Genomic DNA, 25,970 nt, shown 5'->3' on the forward strand with positions numbered 1-25,970 from the left:
TAAGGGCCGCTGCGCGGCCCTGCCTACCCGAATCAATGGGGCCACGCCCCGGGAGAATCATCATGGCAACTGCACAAGCTTCCATCACCCTGGCAACTGATGCCAACCGCGTTTGGCAACTGATTGGCGGTTTCGACGCGCTGCCCGACTGGCTGCCGTTCATTCCCGAAAGCGCCCTGAGCGAAGGCGGCCGCGTCCGCACCCTGAAGAGCGTGGCTGGCGACACCATCATCGAGCGCCTGCTGGACTTCAACGAAGCCGGCCGCAGCTACAGCTACACCATCCTCACGGGGCCGGCGCCGGTGCGTGACTACCAGTCGACCCTGCGCGTGGTGGCTGAAGGTAGCGGGTCTCGTGTGGAATGGTCCGGTTCGTTCGTGCCGGTGGGTGTCAGCGATGCTGAGGCAACTGCGTTGTTCGCTGGCATCTATGAAGATGGCCTGGCGGCGCTGAAGAAAGGGCTGGAAGGCTAATACCTGTCAGCTAAGTAATTGGGGGCCGCTTTGCGGCCCATCGCCGGCAAGCCAGCTCCCACAGAGATCGCGCAACTCCTGAGTTCTGCGCAGTACCTGTGGGAGCTGGCTTGCCGGCGACGGGCTGCGTAGCAGCCCCGTTAACGCTATCTTCGTTGCTTCAGAAAATGCTACCCATAACTGCGGTTAAAGCCACGCCTTGATTTGCCTGGACACAGCGTCAGTGGAGATCCCGTAACGGTCATGCAAGGTCGGAAGTGCACCCGCATCGAGAAATGCATCCGGTAGCGCGATCTGGCGGAAGGTTGGAGTGACCCCATTGCGCAACAGCACGCCCGCAACTGCCTCTCCCAGGCCCCCTATGATCGAGTGGTTTTCCGCAGTGACCACCAGGCGACCAGGCTTGCGTGCCTCGGCGAGGATGGTCTGCTCATCGAGCGGTTTGATGGTGGGTACATGCAGCACCGATACATCCACACCGTCCTTTTGCAACTGCTCGGCAGCCTCCAGCGCACGCATGGTCATGAGGCCGCTGGCAATCAACAACACATCCCGGCCACCGCGCAGCACCTGTGCCTTGCCCAGCTGGAACTGGTAATCGTAGCGATCGAGCACCAAGGGTACGTTGCCGCGCAGCAGCCTCATGTAGACCGGCCCTTGATGGGCAGCGATCGCTGGCACAGCCTGTTCGATCTCAAGCGCATCGCAGGGGTCGACGATCATCAGGTTGGGCATCGCCCGGAAGATGGCCAGGTCATCCGTGGCCTGGTGGCTAGGACCATAACCGGTGGTCAGGCCAGGCAGCCCGCAGACGATCTTGACGTTGAGGTTCTCTTCTGCGATTGCCATGCAGATGAAGTCATAGGCCCGACGGGAAGCGAATACCGCATAGGTGGTGGCAAAGGGTGTCATGCCTTCCCGTGCCATGCCAGCAGCGGCGCTCATCAGCAATTGTTCGGCCATGCCCATTTGATAGAAGCGCTCGGGGTGGGCTTTGGCGAAGATGTGCAGGTCGGTGTACTTGGACAGGTCGGCACTTAGCCCAACTATATCCTGACGTTGCTCGGCAAGGCTTGCCAAGGCATGGCCAAACGGGGCAGGGCGGGTCGGCTGGCCGTCGGCGGCAATCGAAGCGATCATGGCCGAGGTGGTCAGGCGTTTCTTGGGTGAGTTCACAGTGCTCATGCTTGGCTCCCGGCGTCCAGCGCCTTGAGGGCGAGGTCCCATTCGTTTTCATCGACGCGAATGAAGTGCGTCTTGTCGCGGTTTTCCAGGAAAGGCACGCCTTTGCCCATGCGGGTATCGCAGATGATCACGCGCGGTTGCGCCCCGGTGTGGGCGCGGGCCTGGTCGAAGGCGCCGACCAGCGCATCCAGGTCATTGCCGTCCACGCGTTGAACGAACCAGCCAAAGGCTTGCCAACGGTCGACGATTGGCTCGAAGGCCAGTACCTCGCTGGAATGGCCATCCGCCTGCTGGTTGTTCACATCGATGATGGCGATCAGGTTGTCCAGGCGCCAATGGCTGGCCGACATGGCGGCCTCCCAGGTCGAGCCCTCGTTGAGCTCGCCATCGGACAGCAGGTTGTAGACCCAGCTGTCCGAACCCTTGCGTTTGAGCCCGAGGCAAGCGCCGACGGCGATGCCCAAGCCGTGGCCGAGCGAGCCACCGGTGATCTCCATGCCTGGGGTATAGGCAGCCATACCAGACATGGGCAAGCGGCTATCGTCGCTACCGTAGGTTTCAAGCTCATCCTCTGGGATTACGCTGGCCTCGATCAGTGCGGCATAGAGGGCAATCGCGTAGTGCCCGATGGACAGGTAGAAACGGTCGCGCTGCTCCCATTCGGGGTTGCCGGGGTCGAGGCGCAGCGCATGGAAATACGCGACCGCCAGCAGGTCGGCGGCGCCCAGCGCCTGGCCGACGTAGCCCTGGCCCTGGACTTGCCCCATGCGCAATGCATGGCGGCGGATATTGCGAGCGCGCACAGCCAGCGGCAGCGCCTCGGTGTAGGTAGGCACAGCAGTCATTGAAGTGACTCCTTTATCGAATCAACGATTGACCAGATGAGCCGGTACTCGTGACACCAGGAAGGCGCCAAACATGAGTACGGCCGTGATGAGATACATGCCGATGGCATTGCTGCCCAAGGTGGTAGTGACCCAGCCGATCAGGTACGGCGAGCAGAAGCCGGCAAGGTTGGCGAAACTGTTCACCGCAGCGATGCCTGCCGCCGCCGATACACCTCCCAGCAGCGTGGTGGGCAGCATCCAGAACAGTGAAGAGGCGGATAGCACTCCAGCCGCTGCGAGGCACAGGCTGAGGATCGAAAGCGTCAGGCTGCTGCCCAGTGCTGCGGCGAGGCTCAGGCCCAGTGCGCCGATCAGCATGGGGATCGCCAGATGCCAGCGGCGTTCACGGTGACGGTCGCCGCTGCGCCCGGCCCACAGCATCGCGACGATGGCACACAGGTACGGCAGGCTGGTCAGCAGGCCGATGTGCAAAGGTTCGCTGACGCCGGCATTACGTACCAGTGTGGGTAGCCAGAACGTGATTGCGTACTGGCCCATCACTACGCAGAAGTAGATGCCCGCCAGCAACCAGAGCCGACGGTCGCGGATGAAGTCGGCCACCGAGCCGTGGTTTACCTTGTGTTGCTCGTCTTCAGCCAGTTCCTTGCGCACCAAGGCTTTTTCTTCGTCGCTCAACCAGTGAGCCTGATCGACGCCATCCTTCAGGTAGCTCAGCACCAGAACGCCCACCAGTACCGTTGGGATGGCTTCGAGCAGGAACATCCACTGCCAGCCCGCCCAGCCGTGAACGCCGGCAAAGCGCTCCATGATCCAACCCGACAAGGGGCCACCGACCATGCCCGAGAGCGGAATCGCGATGAACCACAGCGCGGTCATCTTTGCCCGGCGGTAAGACGGGAACCAATAGGTCAGGTACAGCAGAAGCCCTGGTGCCAGGCCTGCTTCGGCGATCCCCAGCAAAAACCGCAGGGTATAGAATTGCCAGGCTGTCTCCACCAGGGCGAACATCGCCGAGATGATGCCCCAGGTGATCATGATGCGAGCGATCCAGCGTCGAGCGCCCACTTTGTGCAGAATGATGTTGCTGGGCACCTCGCAGAGAAAATAGCCAATGAAGAACATGCCGGCGCCCAGTCCGTAGACCGCTTCGGAAAGGGCCAGGTCGTCCATCATCTGCAGCTTCGCAAAGCCGACATTGACCCTGTCCAGATAGGCGCACAGGTAGCAGAGCATGAGAAAAGGCATCAGTCGCCAGGCCGTTTTACGGTAGGCACTGCTGCGCGCGGCGGATACCGCATCGAGCGCTAATGTGGTCATTCGTTCTGATCTCTTGTTGTTATCGAACGCGTGGCCTGCGCCGGGCTCGGGTGCAGGTCACGATGCACCGGGTGCTCAGTGGATCAGCATCCCGCCGTTGACATCCAGGGTAATGCCCGTCAGGTAGCTGGACAGGTCACTGGCCAGGAACAAAGCCGCATTGGCGACATCGCGCGCCTCACCCAGGCGGCCCAGCGGGATGCCTTCGATGATGGCGTGGCGGCGCTCATCCTGCATGAGACCACCGGTGATGTCAGTGTGAATCAGGCCTGGTGTGATCGAGTTGACGCGAATATTGTCCGGTCCCAGTTCACGGGCCATCGCCTTGCCCAATCCAAGCACGCCAGCCTTCGCCGCGCTGTAGTGAGGGCCACCGAAGATGCCGCCACCACGCTGGGCAGACACAGAAGACATGCAGATGATGCTGCCAGCGCGTTGCGCCCGCATGGTTGGGATCACCGCCTGGGACATCAGCAAGGTGCCACGAAGGTTCACGTTGAGAATCCGGTCATAGTCAGCCCCTGTGATTTCCAGGGTTTTCACCGGTTGAGTGATGCCGGCGTTGTTTACCAGCACGTCGATCCGGCCGAATTGCGCGAGCACTTGAGCGATGGCATCACGCACTTGTGCTTCATCGGCAACGTTGGCAGCCACGCCGAGGTGGCCTTCGCCGAGTGAAGCGGCAGCCTCGGTTGCGGCAGAGGCGTCCAGGTCCAGGATCGCGACTTTGGCGCCCTGAGCGGCAAACGCCTGGGCTGTTGCGCGGCCGATACCGCGGGCAGAGGCCGCGCCAGTGATCACGGCAAATTTTCCTGTTAACAGCATCGAAGGTGCTCCAGATGGTTGTTGTTGTGAGCGGCGGTTCCGGCAGAACCGATAGGCACAGCTTCGTCCGGGACAGCACCCCGAGCAACGCTGCCTCCTTCACCCGGTGCTGAAAAAAATTCAGCCCTCGACTTGTGCCTTGGGCTTACAGGAAGGTAAAAGCCTTGGCATCGCTTCGAATCTTTCAGGAAATGGTCATGAGCCTGGACATCCTCAGAAAATCGCCTCAGATCCCTTCCCTGAAAGCAATTCAGGCCTTTGAGCAAGTCGCTCGCTTCGCCAACGTTGCACGGGCCGCAGAGCAGTTGAACCTCACGCCCTCTGCGGTGAGCCACCAGATCGCTAATCTGGAAGCCTTGATCGGTCGTCCATTGTTCATTCGCGAAGCGCGCGGTGTTGCATTGACCCCGGCCGGAGAGCAGTACCTGCGCGAGGTGTCAGGCATATTGCAAAGCTTGGCTACGGCCACCGAGCGCGCCGGCAACTCGGTGGGCTTCGATTGCTTGCGGCTTCATTCCGCGCCCAGCTTCGGCCTGCTTTGGTTGCTGCCGCGCCTGGACCATTTTCGTAACAGTCATCCGCAGATCCAGATCAACCTGTCGTGCTCCTACGAGTCGCTGCACTTCGGCCGCCATCAGATCGATCTGGATATCCGTCATGGCTACCCCAACTGGCCCAGCCTGGAAGTGCGCACCATCCGGCATGAACGTGCAACTGTGCTGGCCTCGCCACAGCTTCTGGAGCGTACGCCTATCAAGCAGCCGGGTGATCTGCTGGGGCAGAACCTGATCCTGTCGGAAGCCGCATTGGTGCAATGGCCCCAATGGTTCGCCCAGCAAGGCGTGGCGTTGCCACAAACCCCCTACGCCCTGAGCTTCGATCGCTCCTACATGAGCCTGGAGGCCGCCAGCCATGGGTATGGGTTGGCCTTGGAGAGTTCCCTGCTGGCGCAGGACTATATCGCCCGGGGCGAGTTGGTACCGGTATTTGCGGAAGACTTGGCGACGCCCGTCAGTGCCCACCACCTGGTATTTCCGCGAGGCCATGCTGAAACCCCCAGGGTTCGACAATTCCTTGAATGGGTGCAGGGCCAGCTCGGTCATGACTTCAACTACTGAGAGCAGTTTGCACAACAGATGAACTGCGGTAGGGGCCGGCTATCAAGTCAGCAGAAGGCTGGATAGCACCAGAACTCAACGGTGATAAGTGGCAAGGGAAAAGCCCTACAACTCTATCGGAAGTTTCGCTGCCCGGTTCGGGTTGTACATCTTCAGGGTCTCGCTACCATCAGGGCTCGGCGCTTCCATGGAGATTCCAGTGACTACTTCCGGCAATACAAGAAGGCGGGGTTGGTAGCGTGAATCAGCCCTTGGGTTCGTTCACTAGCTTTCTGCGCTCGGCCTTGCTGATTCTATTGTGTCTATTGGGCGTATTCCCTCTGGATGTGATCCTGCCGTCATTCCCGGCGCTCGCAGGCGAGTTTCACGTCGAGCCAAAGCAGATAGCCTACTCGGTGAGCTTCTTTGCGTTTGGTGTCGCCCTGGCGCAAATCGTGATCGGGCCATTGTCGGATGGCATGGGGCGCAAGCGGTTGTTGCTCGCTGGGTTGGGAGTGTCCATTGCAGGGGCAGTGGGTTGTGTACTTTCAACCCGCTATGAGACGTTCATGGCGTTCCGTTTGTTGCAGGCCCTGGGTTGCGGGAGTTTCGTGCTGGGCCAGGCGCTCGTGCAGGATCTGTACAGTGGAAAACAGCGCAATGCCATGCGTATCCTGCTGACCAGCGCAAGTGGGCTGTTCATCTCGTTGTCACCGGTCGCAGGCGCTTTTCTCCAACAATCCTTTGGCTGGAAGGGCAGCTTTACGGTATTCGCTTTCATCGCCGTGATCGTTTCATGTCTTTCGTATGCACTGTTGCAGGACACGCCTGCATCGCGAGGCCGTACTTCGGGCATGCGCAGCTATTGGGTCATGCTGCGTGATACGACCTATCTTGCGCACTCCCTGCTGTCCAGCCTCGCGTTTGCCTGCCATTTTTCCTTCATCGTGGTCGCGCCATTGGCGTTGATGGACAGCCTGGGGCTGACGCCATATCAATTCTCGGTGGTATTTATCGCCTATGGGCTTGCGTATATCGCTGGCGGAGTAGCCGCGACCTATTTGAACAACCGCGTAACCCCGCAGGTTCAGATCAAGACAGGATTCCTGCTCATAGCTGCCGGGGGTATCACGCTGTTGGTCTGGGAGCAGGTAGCGGGACTGACGGTGGCGGGCCTTCTGCTGCCGATGATCATCTGCACGACGGGGACAACGCTGGTGCGTCCTGCTGCGACGACCCAGGCCCTGGCGCGTTACCCGCAGCAAGCCGGTGCGGCAGCGTCGCTCAATACGACATTGTTGTTCGCAGGTGGTGGTTTGGCCGGCAGTCTGGTTGCGGGCGTCGAAAGCGAACTGCCGATGAGCCTGGCGCTTCTGTTCCTGGGTGTCAGTTTGTGCGGATGGCTACTGCTTGCATGCCTGACGGAAACGCTGACCAGCACTCGAACTTGATAACAAACGAGCCATCCGCGGTGAAAATGATTACGGTGTAGCGCAGGTGTTGATCAGGCCCAGAAACCAAACAGTACCAACGCCGCTACGCCAAGCCCGACCGCAACCGAACAGCCGCCCAACGACAGTGCCGCCCGACCTTGCCGGTACCAACCATCCTGGCCCAGCTGCCGTGCCGGTGCCAACAGGCTACGCCAGTGCAGTTCCGTGTCATGAAACGCTTGCAGATTCGCCATGTCCGCATCCAGCCAACGGCGAAAATCGATCCGCTCGCATGCCGTCACCTGTGGGCTCTGCAAGCGCACATACCATTGCCCGGCAACACTCGCCAGCACATCCCGGCGCGAGCGACCGGCCTGCAGTGCCTGGTCCATGTGCCGCTCGATGCTCGCCAATGGCAGGTCGAGGCGGGCGGCGATGCTGGCGAAGTCCAGTTGGTCGAGGCGGTTGAGCAGGAATACTTGTTGCACACGCCGTGGCAGGCGTTTCAGGGCGTGCAGCAGGGCGTGGTCGGCATGATGTTCGGCAACAGGGGTTGGGTGCTCAAGGGGCAGCAGCAGACGGCTCATGGACAGCTCCTTGCTCTATGGAGGGGGAGGGATGGGGGCATCTTCCGTGATGCGTGATCAGCGTAGGTTAAACGAGATTGATTCTCAAGTGCTGATTCCGCAAAGTTTTGTAATGAGCGTTCACGCTCTGAAACACCTTTGCTATCATGCGCGCCATCACGATCTTCATTAGCCTGAAGAGCCAAAAAAAAGACCCAGCAAAAAGCTGGGTCAAAAACCGTGATTAGCCTGATGAGGAGATAATCTGAGAGCGACCTAAGCTCCAGGTTATCCAGCAGATCTCGCGATCAGCTGAGTGCAATAATAATCGTTATCATTTGCCAGTCAAATGAATTTTCGCTAATCCGGTAAAAAAGTTTTACCGGTGCGCTTCCTTGTCCCGGCAATCGGGGCCTTCGCCGTTACCCGGCCATCACGTTCTCTCCCTTCTTTCCTGCTTACAAACCCGACTCCACGGTGCGTTTGTGCTCGAGCAGTGCGCGCGCCATGTCCATCATGTGCATCAGGGCAAAGGTCAGTTCGCGCTGGCTGCCGTGCTGGTGGGTGGCGGTTTCCTGCGCGGTGGCGGCGGCGCAGCGCAGCAGGGCGATGGCGTGTTCCTGGGCCTGGTCGCCGGTTACACCCTCGTGCAGGGTCCAGATCCTGTTGTCCAGGGTGGGGCGCGGCGGGTTGGGGTTGAGGTAGTAGTCGAGGGCGCGGCGGGCGGCTTCGCTGTCGAGATCTGTTTCGTCGTTTTTCGGTGGTTTCATCGCGATACCTTCTGATTTCCCTTCAAACACACAGGAATCAGAGGATAGGTCAGTCTGTACTATCTATCTCAAAATAAATAATTCAGATTGTGTATTGCTGCGAGTAATACAGTCCGTATTGTTGCCGCTCATGGAAAACTGGAACGCATTTCTCAAGCGCTACAAGCGCGAACACAATCTCAGCCAGCTCAAGCTGGCCGAGCGCCTGGGCATGACTCAGGGGGGCGTGGGGCATTGGCTGCGTGGCACGCGGCGGCCGACGCTGGAAACCATCAACGAAAAGCTCGAAAAGCTTGGGCTGGTGTTTCTGGAAGCCCAAGTCATGGTGGTGGAGCGCGATATCGTGCGCGAATCGCCTGGTCACTATGCGGCCGAGCAGCCGGTTTCGGCAGAAGCATTGCTTTACGCGAGCTTTCGCTTCCCGGTGCTGAGTTGGGCTGACTTGCAGGGGGCCTTGCCAGAAACAAGCAAGGCCCACGAACAGACTGACTACATGCCCGCTGGCAATGCGTTCTGGTTGGTGGTGGAAAACGACTCGATGAATGCCGCCAGTGGCAGGAGCATACCTGAGGGTATGCGTGTGCTGGTGGATACTGGCCTGCCGGCAGAGCCAGGCCGGTTGGTGATTGCGCGGCAGCCCGGGCGGCCGGCAGTGTTGCGGCAGTTGGTCGAGGAGGGCGGAGACAGGATGCTCAAACCGCTGAATACCCGCTATCCGACAGTCCTGTGTGAAGACGGCTGCGAATTTCTGGGTGTGGTCGTGCGGGGGCATGGGGTCTTCTAGCTTGCCGGGGGTGCTGTGCAGCCCTGTCGCGACACAAGGCCGCTCCTACAGCGGCCGCAGTGGGTTCGATCGAGACGCGCGCCTTTGCAGGAGGCTGATGGCAGTGATGAATATGGATAGATGGATTGCCCTGGTCCGTGACCGGATGGAGGAGCTAGGGCTCACTCAAGAGCAGCTTGCCGAGCGCGTTGGCGTGTCTCAAGGCAGCGTGGGGCATTGGGTGAACAAGCGGCGGCAGCCGAAGATCGAGTCGATGAACCGCACCCTCATCGAAATTGGCATGCCGCACTATATCGTCAGCTTGCAGCTGCGCATTCAGGGGCAGGTTGTCGGGGAGCGGAGCGTTTACGAGGTCGATGACTCCGATGATGACCTGGACCTCATGCAATACATCGTGTGCTTCCGCTACCCGGTGCTGGGCTGGGATGAGCTAGGTATCGCAGAGGGGGAGGAGCCAGGTGTGTTCGAGCAGACGGACTACCTGGCCCAAGGCAAGGCGTTCTGGCTGACTGTCGAGAATGATGCGATGAGTGCCGCCAGTGGCCGCAGTGTGCCGCAGGGCATGCGGATGTTGGTGGACCCTGGGGTAGATGCCGAGCCAGGGCGTCTGGTTATCGCTCGTCAGCCGGGCAAACCGGCGATTTTCCGTGAGTTGGCGGAGGAAGGTGGGCAACGGTACCTGAAGGCACTCAACAGCAACTACCCGGCGCTGTTGTGTGAGGAAGGCTGCGAGTTTCTGGGTGTGGTCGTGCGAGTGCATGGCTCCTTCTAGATTGCCGGGGCTGCTGCGCAGCCCATCGCCGGCAAGCCAGCTCCCACAGGTACGGCGCCCGGCGGGAAATTCCATGCGGTCGGGGTGGGAGCTGGCTTGCCGGCGATGGGGCGCAAGGCGCCCCCGCTGGCACTACTCCGCCAACTCGACCAGCACCGTCCCTTCGCTGACCATATCCCCTTCCTGGCAGAACAACGCCTTCACAGTGCCGCCATGCGGCGCGCGAATGCTGTGCTCCATCTTCATGGCCTCCAGCACTACCAGCGCCGTACCTGCTTCCACCACCTGCCCAGGCTCCACCAGCACCCGCACGATGCTGCCGTTCATGGGCGCGCCCAGGCCGCCCTGGTGGCTGTGGCTGGCCTCGGCCTCGGCGATCGGGTCGAAGGCTTCGATGGCATGCATCTCGCCATCCCACTGCAAGTAGAGCGTGCCACCGCGGCGGATCGCCAGATGCTGGCGTCGCACACCCGCCTGGTCATGCACCAACTGCTCGCCCACCAGTTGCCAGGTAGACGCTGCGCTGCGCTCCAAGGCAACTGCCTGGTCCTGCCCGCCACTCGCCAGGTGCAGGCTGCTGCGCGCCGGCAGGCCCAGGCGCAGGCCGTTGCGCTCGGCCCACGGTGAACTGCGGTCGTCCTCTCGCTGGTGTGCGGCCTGGCCCTGCAACCAGGCCTCGGCCGCGGCTTCCCAGAAGCCTGCCGGCAGCGCTTGAGGCGCAGGCAGCAAAACCTCCTGGTGACGCGGAATGAAGCCAGTATCCAACTCCGCGGCAGCAAACGCCGGGTGGGCGAGAATGCGCCGCAGGAAGGCGATGTTGGTCTTCAACCCGCCAATGGCAAACTCGTCGAGCATGGTCAGCAAGCGCAGGCGCGCCTGCTCGCGGTCTTCCCCCCAGGCGATCAGCTTGCCCAGCATCGGGTCGTAGAATGGCGACACCACATCACCTTCGCTGACCCCGCTGTCCACCCGTCGCCCTTCGCCGGCTGCCGACTCGCGGTACAGCGCCAGCTTGCCGGTCGCGGGCAGGAATTCGTTGGCCGGGTCCTCGGCATACAGGCGCACTTCGATGGCATGGCCGATCAGCGGCACCAGTTCCTGGGTGATCGGCAGGGCCTCGCCGCAGGCCACGCGAATCTGCCAGGCCACCAGATCGAGCCCGGTAATGGCCTCGGTGACCGGGTGCTCCACCTGCAGGCGGGTGTTCATCTCCATGAAGAAGAACTCGCCACGGGCATCGAGCAGGAACTCCACGGTGCCGGCGCCCACGTAGCCGATGGCCTGGGCCGCGCGTACTGCCGCTTCACCCATGGCCCGGCGCAATTCGGCTGACAGGCCTGGCGCAGGGGCTTCTTCCACCACCTTCTGGTGGCGGCGCTGGATCGAACAGTCACGCTCGTTGAGGTACAGGCAGTTGCCGTGCTGGTCGGCGAATACCTGGATTTCCACATGGCGCGGCTTGAGCACGTACTTTTCCACCAGCATGCGCGCATCGCCGAACGACGACTGCGCCTCACGCTGGGCCGAGGCCAGGGCATCGGCCAGCTGGCTTTCTTCCTCGACCACTTTCATGCCCTTGCCACCGCCGCCGGCGCTGGCCTTGAGCAGCACCGGGTAGCCGATGCGTTCGGCGGCGGCGCGGAAGGTGTCCAGGTCCTGGGCTTCGCCGTGGTAGCCCGGCACCAGTGGCACGCCAGCGGCTTCCATCAGTGCCTTGGCCGCCGACTTGCTGCCCATGGCGTCGATGGCGCTGGCCGGTGGGCCGAGGAAGATCAACCCGGCCTCTTCGATGGCGCGGGCGAAGCCTGCGTTCTCGGACAGGAAGCCATAGCCCGGGTGGATGGCCTGGGCGCCGCTGGCCTTGGCTGCGGCCAGCAGCTTGTCGACCAGCAGGTAGCTTTCGGCAGCCTTGGTGCCGCCGAGGTCGACGCGGATATCGGCTTCGCGGCTGTGCCGGGCATCACGGTCGGTGGCGCTGTGCACGGCCACGGTGGTCAGGCCCATGGCCTTGGCGGTGCGCATCACCCGGCAGGCGATTTCGCCGCGGTTGGCGACCAGCAGGGTGGTCAAAGCGGGGCGGCTCATGGGCGCGGCTCCTTCTTGTCGTCGGTTTGCCAGGCGGGGCGGCGTTTTTCCAGGAAGGCGCGCAGGCCCTCCTGGCCTTCGGCGCTGACGCGGATGCGGGCGATGGTGTTTTCGCAGTAGCGGCGCAGGGCCGGGCTGAGTTCACCGTCGTCCACTTCACGCAGCAGGTCCTTGGTGGCGCGCAGCGCTTGCGGGCTGTTCTGCAGCAGGTTGCTCACCCAGGCTTCGACCTGGGCGTCCAGTTCGCTGGCCGGGTAGACCTCGGCCAGCAGGCCCAGCTCGCGGGCCCGCACGCCGCTGAAACGCTCGGCGGTGAGGGCATAGCGGCGCGCGGCACGCTCGCCGATGGCCTTGACCACGAACGGGCTGATCACTGCCGGGGCCAGGCCGATGCGTACTTCCGACAGGCACAGCTGGGCGTCTTCGGCGCCGATGGCCATGTCGCAGCAGCTGATCAGGCCCAGCGCGCCACCAAAGGCCGCGCCTTGCACCACGGCCAGGGTCGGCGCCTTGAGGCGGTGCAGGGCGTACATAAGCTCGCCCAGCTCGCGGGCATCATCCAGGTTGGTGTTGAAGTCCAGCTGCGCCGACTGCTGCATCCAGGCCAGGTCGGCGCCGGCGCTGAAGTGCCGGCCGCGGCCGCGCAACAGCACGAAGCGCAGGCTGGCGTCCTCGGCCAACTGGTCGAGGGCGACGATCAGCTCGCGGATCATCAAGGCGTTGAAGGCGTTGTTCTTGTCCTCGCGGCTCAGCCACAGGGTGGCGAAGCCGCGCGGGTCGCGGATCACTTCGAGGGTGCTGAAATCGCTCATGGGTCACATCCGGAAAATGCCGAAGCGGCTCTGTTCGATCGGTGCGTTCAGCGCGGCGGACAACGCCAGGCCGAGCACGTCGCGGGTCTGTGCCGGGTCGATGACACCGTCGTCCCACAGGCGGGCGCTGGAGTAGTAGGGGTGGCCCTGGTGCTCGTACTGGTCGAGGATCGGCTGTTTGAGCCGGGCTTCGTCTTCGGCGCTGAACGGGTGGCCACTGCGCTCGCTCTGTTCGCGCTTGACCTGGGCCAGCACGCCGGCGGCCTGTTCGGCCCCCATCACGCCAATCCGCGCGTTGGGCCACATCCACAGGAAGCGCGGGTCGTAGGCACGGCCGCACATGCCGTAGTTGCCGGCGCCAAAGCTGCCGCCAATGATCACCGTAAACTTCGGCACCTGGGCGCAGGCCACGGCAGTGACCAGCTTGGCGCCGTGCTTGGCGATGCCGCCTTCTTCGTACTTCTTGCCGACCATGAAGCCGGTGATGTTCTGCAGGAACAGCAGCGGGATGCCGCGCTGGCAGGCCAGTTCGATGAAGTGCGCGCCCTTTTGCGCCGCTTCGGCGAACAGGATGCCGTTGTTGGCCAGGATCGCCACCGGGTAGCCGTGCAGGTGGGCGAAGCCGCACACCAGGGTGGTACCGAACAGCGCCTTGAACTCGTCGAACACCGAGCCGTCGACCAGGCGCGCGATCACCTCGCGCACGTCGAACGGTTGCTTGGCGTCGGCCGGCACCACGCCATACAGCTCATCGGCGGCATACAGCGGTGCCACCGGGGCCAGGCGCTGCAGCTTGCCCAGCTTGTGCCAGTTGATGTTGGCCACGCTGCGTCGGGCCAGGGCCAGGGCGTGTTCGTCGTTGTCGGCATAGTGGTCGGCCACGCCGCTGGTGCGGCAGTGCACATCGGCGCCGCCGAGGTCTTCGGCGCTCACCACTTCACCGGTGGCGGCCTTTACCAGTGGGGGGCCGGCGAGGAAGATGGTCGCTTGCTGGCGCACCATGATCGCTTCGTCGGCCATCGCGGGCACGTAGGCACCGCCGGCAGTGCACGAGCCCATCACCACGGCAATCTGCGGAATGCCCAGTGCGCTCATGTTGGCCTGGTTGAAGAAGATCCGCCCGAAGTGTTCGCGGTCGGGGAACACTTCGTCCTGGCGTGGCAGGTTGGCGCCGCCGGAGTCCACCAGGTAGATGCACGGCAGGCGGTTCTGCAGGGCGATGGTCTGCGCACGCAGGTGCTTCTTCACCGTCAGCGGGTAGTAGGAGCCGCCTTTGACCGTGGCGTCGTTGGCCACGATCATGCATTCCACGCCTTCGACGCGGCCGATGCCGGCGATCACGCCCGCAGCGGGCACATCTTCGCCATATACCTCATGGGCAGCCAGTTGGCCGATTTCGAGGAACGGCGAGCCCGGGTCCAGCAGGCGGTCGATACGCTCGCGCGGCAGCAGCTTGCCACGCGAAGTGTGCCGCTCCTGAGCCTTGGGCCCACCGCCCTGGGCCACTTGGGCGAGCAGGCCGCGCAGGGCCTGGACCTGTTCGAGCATGGCCGCGCTGTTGCCGGCGAACTCCGCCGAACGCGGGTTGATCTGGGTGTGCAAGGTAGCCATGTGCGCCCGTCCCTTGTGCTCAGCGGGTTTCGTTGAACAGTTCGCGGCCGATCAGCATCCGGCGGATTTCGCTGGTGCCGGCACCGATCTCGTACAGCTTGGCGTCGCGCAGCAGGCGGCCCGCCGGGAATTCGTTGATATAGCCGTTGCCACCGAGAATCTGGATCGCCTCCAGGGCCATTTGCGTGGCGCGCTCGGCGGTGTACAGGATCACCCCGGCGGCGTCCTTGCGGGTGGTCTCGCCACGGTCGCAGGCCTGGGCCACGGCATACAGGTAGGCACGGCTGGCGTTGAGCTGGGTGTACATGTCGGCGATCTTGCCCTGAATCAGCTGGAACTCGCCGATGCTCTGGCCGAACTGCTTGCGGTCGTGAATGTAGGGCACAACCAGGTCCATGCAGCTTTGCATGATGCCGGTCGGGCCGCCGGACAGTACCACGCGCTCGTAGTCCAGGCCGCTCATCAGCACGCGCACGCCACCATTGAGCTGGCCGAGGATGTTTTCTTCCGGTACTTCGACGCCGTCGAAGAACAGCTCGCAGGTGTTGGAGCCACGCATGCCCAGCTTGTCGAACTTGTTGCTGCGGCTGAAGCCTTTCCAGTCACGCTCGACGATGAACGCGGTGATGCCGTGCGCACCCTTGTCCAGGTCGGTCTTGGCGTAGATCACGTAGGTGTTGGCGTCCGGGCCGTTGGTGATCCAGGTCTTGCTGCCGTTGAGCACGTAGTGGTCGCCGCGCTTTTCCGCGCGCAGCTTCATCGACACCACGTCGGAACCGGCGTTGGGCTCGCTCATGGCCAGGGCGCCGATGTGCTCGCCGCTGATCAGCTTGGGCAGGTACTTGAGCTTCTGCTCGTGGCTGCCGTTGCGGTTGATCTGGTTGACGCAGAGATTGGAGTGGGCACCGTAGGACAGGGCCACCGAGGCCGAGCCACGGCTGATTTCTTCCATCGACACCACGTGGGCCAGGTAGCCCAGGCCGGCGCCGCCGTATTCTTCCGGCACGGTGATGCCCAGCAGGCCCATGTCGCCGAACTTGCGCCACATGTCGGCCGGGAACAGGTTGTCGTGGTCGATTTGCGCGGCGCGCGGGGCCAGTTCGGCGGCGACGAAGGTGCGCACCTGGTCGCGGAGCATGTCGATGGTTTCGCCCAGGGCGAAGTTCAGGGTGGGGTAATGCATGCTGGGGGCACCTTCTTGTTCTTGAAATTGGGTAACACCGTAGCTCAAGGGCTATCCACCGGCCCTGTGGGAGCGGGTTTACCCGCGAATACGTCAGCAGGGCCACCGTCATTGCCTGGATGATCGCATTCGCGGGTAAACCCGCTCCCACAGGGTCGGTGGTGCGCCGACAAACCCGATGTCGTTTTCACCTTTACGTTAACGTAAACCTGCATGCGCTCACTGTCAATCGACTCATCACCTTTACGTAAACGTAAATCTGCGCCAGAGTATTCCCGCTTGCTTCAGTCGTGCCCAGAACAACCACAAGAAGGGACACCCATGAGTCAACCAAGCTATACCCGCGGTCGCCAGGACCAAGCCTTGCTGACCCAGACCATCGGCCAGGCCTTCGACGCCACCGTGGCCCGTTGTGCCGACGGCGAGGCCCTGGTGTCGCGCCATCAGGGCCTGCGCTACAGCTGGCGGCAGTTGGCCGAGCAGGTCGAGGTGCATGCTCGTGCCCTGATGACCCTGGGCGTGAACACCGGCGATCGGGTCGGCATCTGGTCGCCCAACTGCGCCCAGTGGTGCATCCTGCAGCTGGCCAGCGCCAAGGTCGGCGCGATTCTGGTCAACATCAACCCGGCCTACCGCGTGGGCGAGCTGGAATACGTGCTGCGCCAGTCCGGTTGCCGCTGGCTGGTGTGTGCCGATGCCTTCAAGACGTCCGATTACCACGCCATGGTCCAGGAACTGGCGCCGGAGCTGGCCAGTGCCACCCCGGGTGAAATGGCCAGTGAACGCCTGCCCGACCTGCGCGGTGTGGTCAGCCTGGCCGCCAACCCGCCGGCAGGCTTCCTGCCTTGGCAAGCGCTGGCCGAGCGGGCAGGGCAGACCTCCGTCGAGGCTTACGCGAAGCGCCAGCAAAGCCTGCAGTTCGACCAGCCGGTGAACATCCAGTACACCTCCGGCACCACCGGCGCACCGAAGGGCGCCACGCTCAGCCACTACAACATCCTCAACAACGGCTTGATGGTCGGCGAAAGCCTGGGCCTGACTGCGCGCGACCGCATGGTGATCCCGGTGCCGCTGTACCACTGCTTCGGCATGGTCATGGCCAACCTCGGCTGCATCACCCACGGCAGCACCATGATCTACCCCAACGACGCCTTCGACGCCGAGCTCACCCTGCGCGCCGTGGCCGAAGAGCGCGCGAGCATTCTCTATGGCGTGCCAACCATGTTCATCGCCATGCTCGACCACCCCGCGCGCGCGCAAATGGACCTGTCGACCCTGCGCAGCGGCATCATGGCCGGCGCCACTTGCCCGATCGAGGTGATGCGCCGGGTCATCGACCAGATGCACATGGCCGAAGTGCAGATCGCCTACGGCATGACCGAAACCAGCCCGGTGTCGTTGCAGACCGGCCCGGACGACGACCTGGAGCTGCGCGTGACCACCGTCGGCCGCACCCAGCCGCAGCTGGAGAACAAGCTGGTGGACGCCGACGGCTGCATCGTCCCGCGCGGCGAGATCGGCGAGCTGTGCACCCGCGGCTACAGCGTGATGCTCGGCTACTGGGACAACCCCCAGGCCACGGCAGATGCCATCGACCCGGCCGGCTGGATGCATTCGGGCGACCTGGCGGTGATGGACGAGCACGGCTACGTGCGCATTGTCGGGCGCAACAAGGACATGATCATTCGCGGCGGCGAGAACATCTACCCGCGTGAACTGGAAGAGTTCTTCTACACCCACCCGGCCGTGGCTGATGCGCAGGTGATCGGCATCCCGTGCAGCCGTTATGGCGAGGAGATCGTCGCCTGGATCAAGCTGCACCCAGGGCACAGTGCCACGGTCGAAGAGTTGCAGGGCTGGTGCAAGGCGCGCATTGCCCACTTCAAGGTGCCGCGGCATATCCGCTTTGTCGACGAGTACCCGATGACGGTGACCGGCAAGGTGCAGAAGTTCCGCATGCGGGAGATTAGTGTGGCGGAGATATCGGCTTTAACTGCTGGTTGATGTATTGATGCTGCCGGCCCTTTCGCGGGTGAACCCGCTCCCACAGGCACAGCGCCGCGTTCGAGGTCGGCGCGGTCCCTGTGGGAGCGGGTTCACCCGCGAAAGGGCCGGTCCTGCCTATGTCGATCCTGGTCTACCCTTAAGCCTTCACCGGTGGCTCTTGGCTCGGCGGGTCGCCCACCGTCGGCGGTACGGTCGGCTTGATCGGCAGCTCGTCCGGGTCTTCCTCCGGCACGGGCGGCGGCAGGCTCGGGTCGTCGATGTTGGGATCGGGAGTCTCCGGTGGAATGGGAATGTTCATGGCCTGACCTCGCTTGGGTAATTGAAGAGGTGCTGCAGGCTTCGACCCCTGGCAGCTGCCGTTCGCTCAATTTTTTTGAACCCCACGCCTGTGCCCGGCTCTGAACCCTTACCGCCACCAGCCTGAGGGAGCAAGGTCCGATGTCACGAAACGAGCCCTTCGAAAGCGTGCCCATGGCCAACGATCACCCGGACCAGGCCATCAGCCTGTCCCAGGCGCTGCTGGCGCCGCGCATCGTGATCGAAGACACCCAACCCGTGCTCGAAGCCGGCACCTTCGCCGCCAAGGCCATCAGCGGCCAACCGGTGGCAGTCAGCAGCAAGGTCTACAGCGACGGCCACGACCGCCTGGCGGTGATGCTCAACTGGCGCCAGGCCCACAGCCGGCGCTGGCATTGCATACCCATGCACTCGCCGGGCAACGACCTGTGGCTGGCCGAGTTCACCCCCACCGAACTGGGCCCGCACCTGTTCAGCATCGAGGCCTGGATCGACCCGTTCGCTACCTATTGCCACGACCTGGAGAAGAAGTACCACGCCGGTGTCGAGGTTCGGCTGGAGCTGGAGGAAGGCCGATTGATGCTGGGCAAGGGCATCGAGCTGTGCAACGGTGCCCTGCGCGAGGAGCTCCAGGCCTTGCAGCAGCGCCTGCCCACGCTGAATGCCGACGACCAGGTAGCGCTTTTTCTCGACCCCGCCACCGCCCGCCTGATGAGCGATGCCGAACACCGCAGCTACCTGGCCCGCAGCCGTGAATTCCCCGTCGATGTCGACCGCCCGGCCGCGCAGTTCGCCAGCTGGTACGAGCTGTTCCCGCGCTCGATCACCGACAGCCCCGAGCGCCACGGCACGTTCAACGATGTGCACGAGCGCCTGCCGATGATCCGCGACATGGGCTTCGACGTGCTGTACTTCCCGCCCATCCATCCGATCGGCATGCAGCACCGCAAGGGCCGCAACAACGCCCTCACGGCAGAGCCCGGCGACCCGGGCAGCCCGTATGCCATCGGCAGCGCGGAAGGCGGCCACGAGGCAATTCACCCGCAGTTGGGCAGCCGCGACGACTTCCGCCGCCTGGTGGCCGCGGCGGCCGAGCATGGCCTGGAAATCGCCCTCGACTTCGCCATCCAGTGCTCCCAGGACCACCCCTGGCTCAAGCAGCACCCCGGCTGGTTCAGCTGGCGACCGGACGGCACCATCCGCTATGCCGAGAACCCACCGAAGAAGTACCAGGACATCGTCAACGTCGATTTTTATGCACCCGAGGCCGTGCCGTCGCTGTGGCTGGCCCTGCGCGACGTGGTGGTCGGCTGGGTCGAGGAGGGGGTGAAAACCTTCCGCGTCGACAACCCGCACACCAAGCCACTGCCGTTCTGGCAATGGCTGATCGCCAATGTGCGCAGCCGGCACCCCGAGGTCATCTTCCTCGCCGAAGCCTTCACCAAGCCGGCGATGATGGCCCGCCTGGGCAAGGTCGGGTACGCGCAGAGCTATACCTACTTCACCTGGCGCAACCACAAACAGGAACTGCGCGAGTACTTCGAACAGCTCAACCAGCCGCCATGGAGCCAGTGCTACCGGCCCAACTTCTTCGTCAACACGCCCGACATCAACCCGTACTTCCTGCACACCTCCGGCCGTGCCGGCTTCCTCATCCGCGCGGCGCTGGCCACCATGGGTTCCGGGCTGTGGGGCATGTACTCGGGCTTCGAACTGTGCGAAGGCACACCGCTGCCGGGCAAGGAGGAGTACCTGGATTCGGAGAAGTACGAAATTCGCCCACGCGATTTCAGCCAACCCGGCAACATCATTGCCGAGATCGCCCAGCTCAACCGTATCCGCCGGCAGAACCGCGCCTTGCAAACCCACCTGGGCGTGGCGTTCTTCAACTGCTGGAACGACAACATCCTGTACTTCGCCAAGCGCACGCCCGAGCGCGACAACTACATCCTGGTGGCAATCAGCCTCGACCCGCACAACGCCCAGGAGGCGCATTTCGAGCTGCCGCTGTGGGAGCTGGGGCTGGATGACAACGCCGAAACCCGGGGTGAAGACCTGATGAACGGCCATCGCTGGACCTGGCAAGGCAAGACCCAGTTCATGCGCATCGAGCCTTGGCACCAGCCATTCGGTATCTGGCGTATCGAAAGAGCCCGATAGGGCATTGAATCATGGGGCCGCTTTGCGGCCCATCGCCGGCAAGCCAGCTCCCACAGGGGCTGGCGTCTGTTGTGAGTTTTGCATACCAATTACAGGCCTGGTGCTGCCTGTGATACCTGTATGAAACCTGTGGGAGCTGGCTTGCCGGCGATGGGCTGCACAGCAGCCCAAAACCAGGCGACACGGTTCCCCAGCAATGAAAGGAGTCGCACATGGCCAAGCGTTCCCGCCCGGCAGCCTTCATCGACGACCCGCTGTGGTACAAGGACGCCGTCATCTACCAGCTGCACATCAAGTCGTTCTTCGATTCGAACAACGACGGCATCGGCGATTTCGCCGGCCTGATCAGCAAGCTCGACTACATTGCCGAGCTGGGCGTCAACACCCTGTGGCTGCTGCCGTTCTATCCCTCGCCACGCCGCGACGACGGCTACGACATCGCCGAATACAAGGCCGTGCACCCCGACTACGGCAACCTGGCCGATGCCCGCCGCTTCATCGCCGAGGCGCACAAACGCGGCCTGCGGGTAATCACCGAGCTGGTCATCAACCACACCAGCGACCAGCACCCCTGGTTCCAGCGCGCCCGCCATGCCAAGCGCGGCAGCAAGGCACGGGACTTCTACGTGTGGTCGGATGACGACCAGAAGTACGACGGCACGCGCATCATCTTCCTCGACACCGAGAAGTCCAACTGGACCTGGGACCCGGTCGCCGGCCAGTACTTCTGGCACCGCTTCTACTCGCACCAGCCCGACCTCAACTTCGACAACCCGCAAGTGCTCAAGGCAGTGATCGGGGTGATGCGCTTCTGGCTGGACCTGGGTGTCGATGGCCTGCGCCTGGACGCCATCCCCTACCTGATCGAGCGCGACGGCACCAACAACGAGAACCTTGCCGAAACCCACGACGTGCTCAAGGCGATCCGCGCCGAAATCGACGCCAACTACCCCGACCGCATGCTGCTGGCCGAGGCCAACCAATGGCCCGAGGACACCCGCCCTTACTTCGGCGAAGGCGAGGGCGACGAATGCCACATGGCCTTCCACTTCCCGTTGATGCCGCGCATGTACATGGCCCTGGCCATGGAAGACCGCTTCCCGATCACCGACATCCTGCGCCAGACCCCGGAAATCCCCGCCAACTGCCAATGGGCGATCTTCCTGCGCAACCACGATGAGCTGACCCTGGAAATGGTCACCGACCGCGAGCGCGACTACCTGTGGAACTACTACGCCGAAGACCGCCGCGCCCGCATCAACCTGGGCATCCGCCGCCGCCTGGCGCCGTTGCTGCAGCGTGACCGGCGGCGCATCGAACTGCTCACCAGCCTGCTGCTGTCGATGCCCGGCACGCCCACCCTGTACTACGGCGACGAACTGGGCATGGGCGACAACATCTACCTGGGCGACCGCGACGGTGTGCGCACGCCCATGCAATGGTCGCCGGACCGCAACGGCGGTTTCTCCCGCGCCGACCCACAGCGCCTGGTGCTGCCGCCGATCATGGACCCGCTGTACGGCTACCAGACCGTCAACGTCGAAGCCCAGGCCAACGACCCGCACTCGCTGCTGAACTGGACCCGGCGCATGCTGGCGGTGCGCAAGCAGCAGAAGGCCTTCGGCCGCGGCAGCCTGCGCACCCTCACGCCGAACAACCGGCGCATCCTCGCCTACTTGCGCGAGTACACCGACGCCGATGGCAACACCGAAGTCATCCTGTGCGTGGCCAACGTTTCCCGCGCCGCCCAGGCGGCTGAACTGGAATTGTCACAATACGCCGACAAAGTACCGGTGGAGATGCTCGGCGGCAGCGCTTTCCCGCCAATCGGGCAACTGCCGTTCCTGCTGACCTTGCCACCCTACGCCTTCTACTGGTTCCTGCTGGCCAGCCACGATCGCATGCCCAGCTGGCACATCCAGGCCACCGAGGGGTTACCCGAATTGACCACACTGGTATTGCGCAAACGCCTGGAAGAACTGCTGGAGGCCCCCTCCAGCGATACCCTGCAAAGCGCCATCCTGCCGCAGTACCTGCCCAAGCGGCGCTGGTTCGCCGGCAAGGAAGGGCCGATCGACCAGGTGCGCCTGTGCTACGGCGTGCGTTTCGGCACCGCCACCACACCGGTGCTGCTTAGTGAAATCGAAGTGCTCAGCGACGGTGTGGCCAACCGCTACCAACTGCCGTTCGGCCTGCTGCCCGAAGAGCAGATCAACAGCGCGCTGCCACAACAGCTGGCCCTGTCACGGGTGCGCCGTGCCCATCAGGTTGGGCTGATTACCGATGCCTTCGTCCTCGAGCCATTCATCCGCGCGGTGCTGCGTGCCTGTGAGGGCGGCATGCATCTGCCTTGTGGCAACGGCGAGGGCGAGCTGCGCTTCGAAAGCACGCAGCAGTTGGCGGGCCTGGCGTTGAACGACGAAAGCAGCGTGCGCTACCTCAGCGCCGAGCAGTCCAACAGCTCGGTGGTGATCGGCGACCAGGTGGTGCTCAAGCTGATTCGCCGGGTCAACCCGGGTGTGCACCCCGAGCTGGAAATGAGTGCCTACCTGACCGCCGCAGGCTTTGCCAATATTTCGCCGTTGCTGGCCTGGGTTAGCCGGGTGGATGAGCAGGGCGCGCCACACCTGCTGATGATCGCCCAGGGCTACCTGAGCAACCAGGGTGACGCCTGGGCCTGGACCCAGAACACCCTGGAACGGGCCATCCGCGACCAGATGGAGCCTTCCAGCCTCGACGCCGATGCGCACACCGATGCACTGGCCGAACTCACCGGCTTTGCTGCCTTGCTCGGCCAGCGCCTGGGCGAGATGCACCTGCTGCTGGCCGCACCGACCAATGACGAGGCCTTTCAGCCGCGCCCAAGCGATGCCGACGACAGCGAACGCTGGAGTGCGCAGATCAGCGCCGAACTCACCCATGCCCTCGACCTGCTGGCCCAGCACCGCGACAGCCTCGACAGCGAAAGCCAGGCGCTGGTCGACGACTTGCAGCAACAGCGCGACGGCCTGGCCCAGCACATCGCCAACCTGACCCGCCAGGCCCAGGGCGGCCTGCTGATGCGCGTGCACGGCGACCTGCACCTGGGCCAGGTGCTGGTGGTGCAGGGCGACGCCTACCTCATCGATTTCGAAGGTGAACCGGCCCGGCCGCTGCAAGAGCGTCGGGCAAAACACAGCCCGTACAAGGATGTCAGCGGCGTGCTGCGATCCTTCGACTATGCTGCTGCCATGATCTTGCGCAGCGCGTCTGCGGTCGACCTTTCCGACCCGGCGCGCCTAGCCCGGCAACGGGTTGCCAGGCAGTACCTGCACCAATCGCGGCATGCCTTTGTCGAAGCCTATGGCCTGGCCACCGCGGCCATGCCTCACGCCTGGCAACAGGCCGAGGGCGAGCGCGCCGCACTGGAGCTGTTCTGCCTGGAAAAAGCTGCCTACGAAATCACATACGAAGCCGAGAACCGTCCGAGCTGGCTGGCCGTGCCTTTGCATGGCCTGCATGGACTGATCAGTACCTGGGGAGAGTCATAGATGAATGCAACCACGCGTGAAAACGGCGGCCTTCGGCAACGGGACCTCGACGCCCTGGCCCGCGCCGAGCACGCCGATCCATTTGCGGTACTCGGCCCCCATGGCGATGGCGCGGGCGGGCAGGTGGTCCGCGCCTTCCTGCCCACTGCCCTGAATGTGCGCATCCTGGCCCGGCATGACGGGCGCATCCTCGCCGAAATGGAGCAGGGCAGCCTACCGGGGCTGTTCACCGCGCACCTCGATGAGGCACACCCGTACCTGCTGCAGATCGGCTGGGCCGGTGGCGAGCAGATTACCGAAGACCCCTACAGCTTCGGCCCACAACTGGGCGACATGGACTTGTACCTGTTCGCCGAAGGCAACCACCGCGACCTGTCCGGGCGCTTCGGCGCCCAGCCTATCCAGGTCGATGGGGTCGACGGCGTGTGTTTCTCGGTGTGGGCGCCGAACGCGCGGCGGGTGTCGGTGGTGGGTGACTTCAACAACTGGGATGGCCGCCGCCACCCCATGCGCCTGCGCCACAGCGCCGGGGTGTGGGAGCTGTTCGTGCCGCGCCTGGGCGTGGGCGAAACCTACAAGTTCGAGGTGCTGGGCAAGGACGGCATACTGCCTCTGAAGGCCGACCCGTTGGCGCGTGCCACCGAACTGCCGCCGAGCACCGCCTCCAAGGTAGCGGGGGCGCTCAGCCACGACTGGCAGGACCACGACTGGATGGTGCAACGCGCGCAGCACCATGCCTACAGCGCGCCGCTGTCGATCTACGAGCTGCACCCGGGGTCGTGGCGCTGCGAGCTGGACGAGGCGGGCGAGGTGGGGCGCTATTACAACTGGCGCGAGCTGGCCGAGCGCCTGGTACCGTACGTTCAGGAGCTGGGCTTCACCCATATCGAACTGCTGCCGATCATGGAGCACCCGTTCGGCGGCTCCTGGGGCTACCAGCCACTGTCGCTGTTCGCGCCCACCTCGCGCTACGGCAGCGCCGAGGACTTCGCCGCCTTCGTTGACGCCTGCCACCAGGGCGGCATTGGCGTGCTGCTCGACTGGGTGCCGGCGCATTTTCCCACCGACGAACACGGCCTGGCGCGTTTCGACGGCACCGCCCTATACGAATACGACAACCCCCTGGAGGGCTACCACCAGGACTGGAACACGCTGATCTACAACCTTGGCCGCAACGAAGTGCGCGGCTTCATGATGGCCTCGGCGCTGCACTGGCTGAAGCACTTCCACATCGATGGCCTGCGTGTCGATGCAGTGGCCTCGATGCTGTACCGCGACTATTCGCGCAAGGCCGGCGAATGGGTGCCCAACCGCCACGGCGGGCGCGAGAACCTGGAAGCCATCGACTTCATCCGCCACCTCAACGGCGTGGCGGCCCACGAGGCCCCGGGCGCGCTGATCATCGCCGAGGAGTCCACCGCCTGGCCCGGCGTCAGCCAGCCGACCCAGCAGGGCGGCCTGGGCTTTGCCTACAAATGGAACATGGGCTGGATGCACGACACCTTGCATTACATCCAGAACGACCCGGTGCACCGCACTTACCATCACAACGAGATGAGCTTCGGGTTGATCTATGCCTATTCCGAGCACTTCATTCTGCCCATCTCCCACGACGAAGTGGTGCACGGCAAGCATTCGCTGATCGACAAGATGCCCGGCGACCGCTGGCAGAAGTTCGCCAACCTGCGTGCCTACCTCACCTTCATGTGGGCGCATCCGGGCAAGAAGCTGCTGTTCATGGGTTGCGAGTTCGGCCAGTGGCGCGAGTGGGACCACGATGGCGAGCTGGACTGGTACCTGCTGCAGTACCCTGAGCACCAGGGCGTACAGCGCCTGGTCGGCGACCTCAACCGCCTGTACCGCGAGGTGCCGGCGTTGCACGAGCAGGATTGCCAGCCACAGGGGTTCCAGTGGCTGATAGGTGACGATGCGCAGAACAGCGTGTATGCCTGGCTGCGCTGGAGCAGCAGTGGCGAGCCGGTGCTGGTGGTGGCCAACTTCACCCCGGTGCCGCGCGAGGGGTATCGCATTGGCGTGCCGTTTGGCGAGCGCTGGCAGGAGCTGTTGAACAGTGACGCAGAGCTGTATGCGGGGTCCAATGTCGGCAACCTGGGGGTGGTGGAGAGTGACCAGATAGCCAGCCATGGGCAGCCGCAGTCACTGGCCCTGAACCTGCCGCCGCTGGGTGTGCTGGTGTTGAAACCGGCCTGAGGTT

General features: G+C 63.6%; 20 protein-coding genes. 9 read left to right on the forward strand and 11 right to left on the reverse strand.

Annotated features, from left to right (window positions below):
• Positions 1 to 62: 62 nt before the first annotated feature.
• Positions 63 to 473, forward strand: coding sequence for an SRPBCC family protein (locus CAG34_RS13375; protein ID WP_075045688.1), 411 nt, complete (start codon positions 63 to 65; stop codon positions 471 to 473).
• A gap of 186 nt (positions 474 to 659) precedes the next feature.
• On the opposite strand, the gene CAG34_RS13380 is transcribed toward CAG34_RS13375, so the two are convergent.
• The 4 genes from CAG34_RS13380 to CAG34_RS13395 form a co-directional block, all read right to left on the reverse strand.
• The gene (locus tag CAG34_RS13380; RefSeq protein ID WP_015271019.1) at positions 660 to 1,658 is read right to left on the reverse strand and encodes a transketolase family protein; all 999 of its coding nucleotides are present in this window, start codon (positions 1,656 to 1,658) and stop codon (positions 660 to 662) included.
• Complete coding sequence (locus tag CAG34_RS13385; protein WP_075045686.1) at positions 1,655 to 2,503, reverse strand: transketolase; 849 nt, start codon at positions 2,501 to 2,503, stop codon at positions 1,655 to 1,657. Before CAG34_RS13385 ends, CAG34_RS13380 begins: the two co-directional genes overlap by 4 nt.
• Before the next feature lie 21 nt (positions 2,504 to 2,524).
• Positions 2,525 to 3,823: an MFS transporter gene (locus CAG34_RS13390; RefSeq protein WP_025339858.1), complete on the reverse strand. Its 1,299-nt coding sequence runs from the start codon at positions 3,821 to 3,823 to the stop codon at positions 2,525 to 2,527.
• Positions 3,824 to 3,898: 75 nt separating this feature from the next.
• Entirely contained in the window at positions 3,899 to 4,648 is a 750-nt protein-coding gene (locus CAG34_RS13395; protein WP_013973349.1) for an SDR family NAD(P)-dependent oxidoreductase, read from the reverse strand.
• A gap of 197 nt (positions 4,649 to 4,845) precedes the next feature.
• Here CAG34_RS13395 and CAG34_RS13400 point away from each other — a divergent pair, with 197 nt between their 5' ends.
• Both CAG34_RS13400 and CAG34_RS13405 read left to right on the forward strand, forming a co-directional pair.
• A complete protein-coding gene (locus tag CAG34_RS13400) occupies positions 4,846 to 5,766 on the forward strand; it encodes a LysR substrate-binding domain-containing protein (protein ID WP_085590498.1) in 921 nt (306 codons plus the stop codon).
• A 239-nt stretch (positions 5,767 to 6,005) separates the two neighbouring features.
• Entirely contained in the window at positions 6,006 to 7,196 is a 1,191-nt protein-coding gene (locus CAG34_RS13405; RefSeq protein ID WP_085590500.1) for a Bcr/CflA family efflux MFS transporter, read from the forward strand.
• A gap of 53 nt (positions 7,197 to 7,249) precedes the next feature.
• On the opposite strand, the gene CAG34_RS13410 is transcribed toward CAG34_RS13405, so the two are convergent.
• On the reverse strand, positions 7,250 to 7,765 hold the full coding sequence (locus CAG34_RS13410) for a DUF4880 domain-containing protein (RefSeq protein ID WP_085590503.1): 516 nt from the start codon (positions 7,763 to 7,765) through the stop codon (positions 7,250 to 7,252).
• Positions 7,766 to 8,202: 437 nt separating this feature from the next.
• Positions 8,203 to 8,514 (reverse strand): DUF6124 family protein, encoded by a 312-nt coding sequence (locus tag CAG34_RS13415; protein WP_025339827.1) that lies wholly within the window; start codon positions 8,512 to 8,514, stop codon positions 8,203 to 8,205.
• Positions 8,515 to 8,644: 130 nt separating this feature from the next.
• On the opposite strand from CAG34_RS13415, the gene CAG34_RS13420 reads away from it, so the two are divergent.
• Together CAG34_RS13420 and CAG34_RS13425 are read left to right on the forward strand one after the other, a co-directional pair.
• The gene (locus CAG34_RS13420) at positions 8,645 to 9,298 is read left to right on the forward strand and encodes a LexA family transcriptional regulator (RefSeq protein WP_025339826.1); all 654 of its coding nucleotides are present in this window, start codon (positions 8,645 to 8,647) and stop codon (positions 9,296 to 9,298) included.
• Positions 9,299 to 9,404: 106 nt separating this feature from the next.
• The gene (locus tag CAG34_RS13425) at positions 9,405 to 10,070 is read left to right on the forward strand and encodes a LexA family transcriptional regulator (protein WP_178080884.1); all 666 of its coding nucleotides are present in this window, start codon (positions 9,405 to 9,407) and stop codon (positions 10,068 to 10,070) included.
• Between the two features lie 132 nt (positions 10,071 to 10,202).
• On the opposite strand, the gene CAG34_RS13430 is transcribed toward CAG34_RS13425, so the two are convergent.
• The 4 genes from CAG34_RS13430 to CAG34_RS13445 are packed head-to-tail and all read right to left on the reverse strand — an operon-like array spanning position 10,203 to position 15,761.
• Complete coding sequence (locus CAG34_RS13430; RefSeq protein WP_085590507.1) at positions 10,203 to 12,155, reverse strand: acetyl/propionyl/methylcrotonyl-CoA carboxylase subunit alpha; 1,953 nt, start codon at positions 12,153 to 12,155, stop codon at positions 10,203 to 10,205.
• Complete coding sequence (locus CAG34_RS13435; protein ID WP_039613144.1) at positions 12,152 to 12,967, reverse strand: gamma-carboxygeranoyl-CoA hydratase; 816 nt, start codon at positions 12,965 to 12,967, stop codon at positions 12,152 to 12,154. The genes CAG34_RS13430 and CAG34_RS13435 overlap by 4 nt, the downstream gene beginning before the upstream one ends.
• Before the next feature lie 3 nt (positions 12,968 to 12,970).
• Positions 12,971 to 14,578, reverse strand: coding sequence for a carboxyl transferase domain-containing protein (locus tag CAG34_RS13440; protein WP_085590509.1), 1,608 nt, complete (start codon positions 14,576 to 14,578; stop codon positions 12,971 to 12,973).
• Between the two features lie 19 nt (positions 14,579 to 14,597).
• Positions 14,598 to 15,761 carry an isovaleryl-CoA dehydrogenase gene (locus CAG34_RS13445; RefSeq protein ID WP_025339821.1) on the reverse strand — a complete coding sequence of 388 codons (1,164 nt, stop codon included), beginning with the start codon at positions 15,759 to 15,761 and terminating at the stop codon, positions 14,598 to 14,600.
• 321 nt (positions 15,762 to 16,082) lie between these two features.
• Between CAG34_RS13445 and CAG34_RS13455 the strand changes: the two genes are divergently transcribed.
• Positions 16,083 to 17,765 carry an AMP-binding protein gene (locus tag CAG34_RS13455; RefSeq protein ID WP_085590511.1) on the forward strand — a complete coding sequence of 561 codons (1,683 nt, stop codon included), beginning with the start codon at positions 16,083 to 16,085 and terminating at the stop codon, positions 17,763 to 17,765.
• Positions 17,766 to 17,904: 139 nt separating this feature from the next.
• Here CAG34_RS13455 and CAG34_RS29005 read toward each other — a convergent pair whose 3' ends face one another.
• Entirely contained in the window at positions 17,905 to 18,066 is a 162-nt protein-coding gene (locus CAG34_RS29005; protein ID WP_003251307.1) for a hypothetical protein, read from the reverse strand.
• A 140-nt stretch (positions 18,067 to 18,206) separates the two neighbouring features.
• Here CAG34_RS29005 and CAG34_RS13460 point away from each other — a divergent pair, with 140 nt between their 5' ends.
• The 3 genes from CAG34_RS13460 (at position 18,207) to glgB (ending at position 25,966) form a co-directional block, all read left to right on the forward strand.
• A complete protein-coding gene (locus CAG34_RS13460) occupies positions 18,207 to 20,225 on the forward strand; it encodes an alpha-1,4-glucan--maltose-1-phosphate maltosyltransferase (RefSeq protein WP_085590514.1) in 2,019 nt (672 codons plus the stop codon).
• Positions 20,226 to 20,437: 212 nt separating this feature from the next.
• Positions 20,438 to 23,755: a maltose alpha-D-glucosyltransferase gene (gene treS, locus CAG34_RS13465; protein ID WP_085590516.1), complete on the forward strand. Its 3,318-nt coding sequence runs from the start codon at positions 20,438 to 20,440 to the stop codon at positions 23,753 to 23,755.
• On the forward strand, positions 23,756 to 25,966 hold the full coding sequence (glgB, locus tag CAG34_RS13470; protein ID WP_085590518.1) for a 1,4-alpha-glucan branching protein GlgB: 2,211 nt from the start codon (positions 23,756 to 23,758) through the stop codon (positions 25,964 to 25,966).
• Positions 25,967 to 25,970: the final 4 nt, after the last annotated feature.

Source organism: Pseudomonas sp. B14(2017) (assembly GCF_002113255.1).
Taxonomy (GTDB): Bacteria; Pseudomonadota; Gammaproteobacteria; order Pseudomonadales; family Pseudomonadaceae; genus Aquipseudomonas; species Aquipseudomonas putida_Z.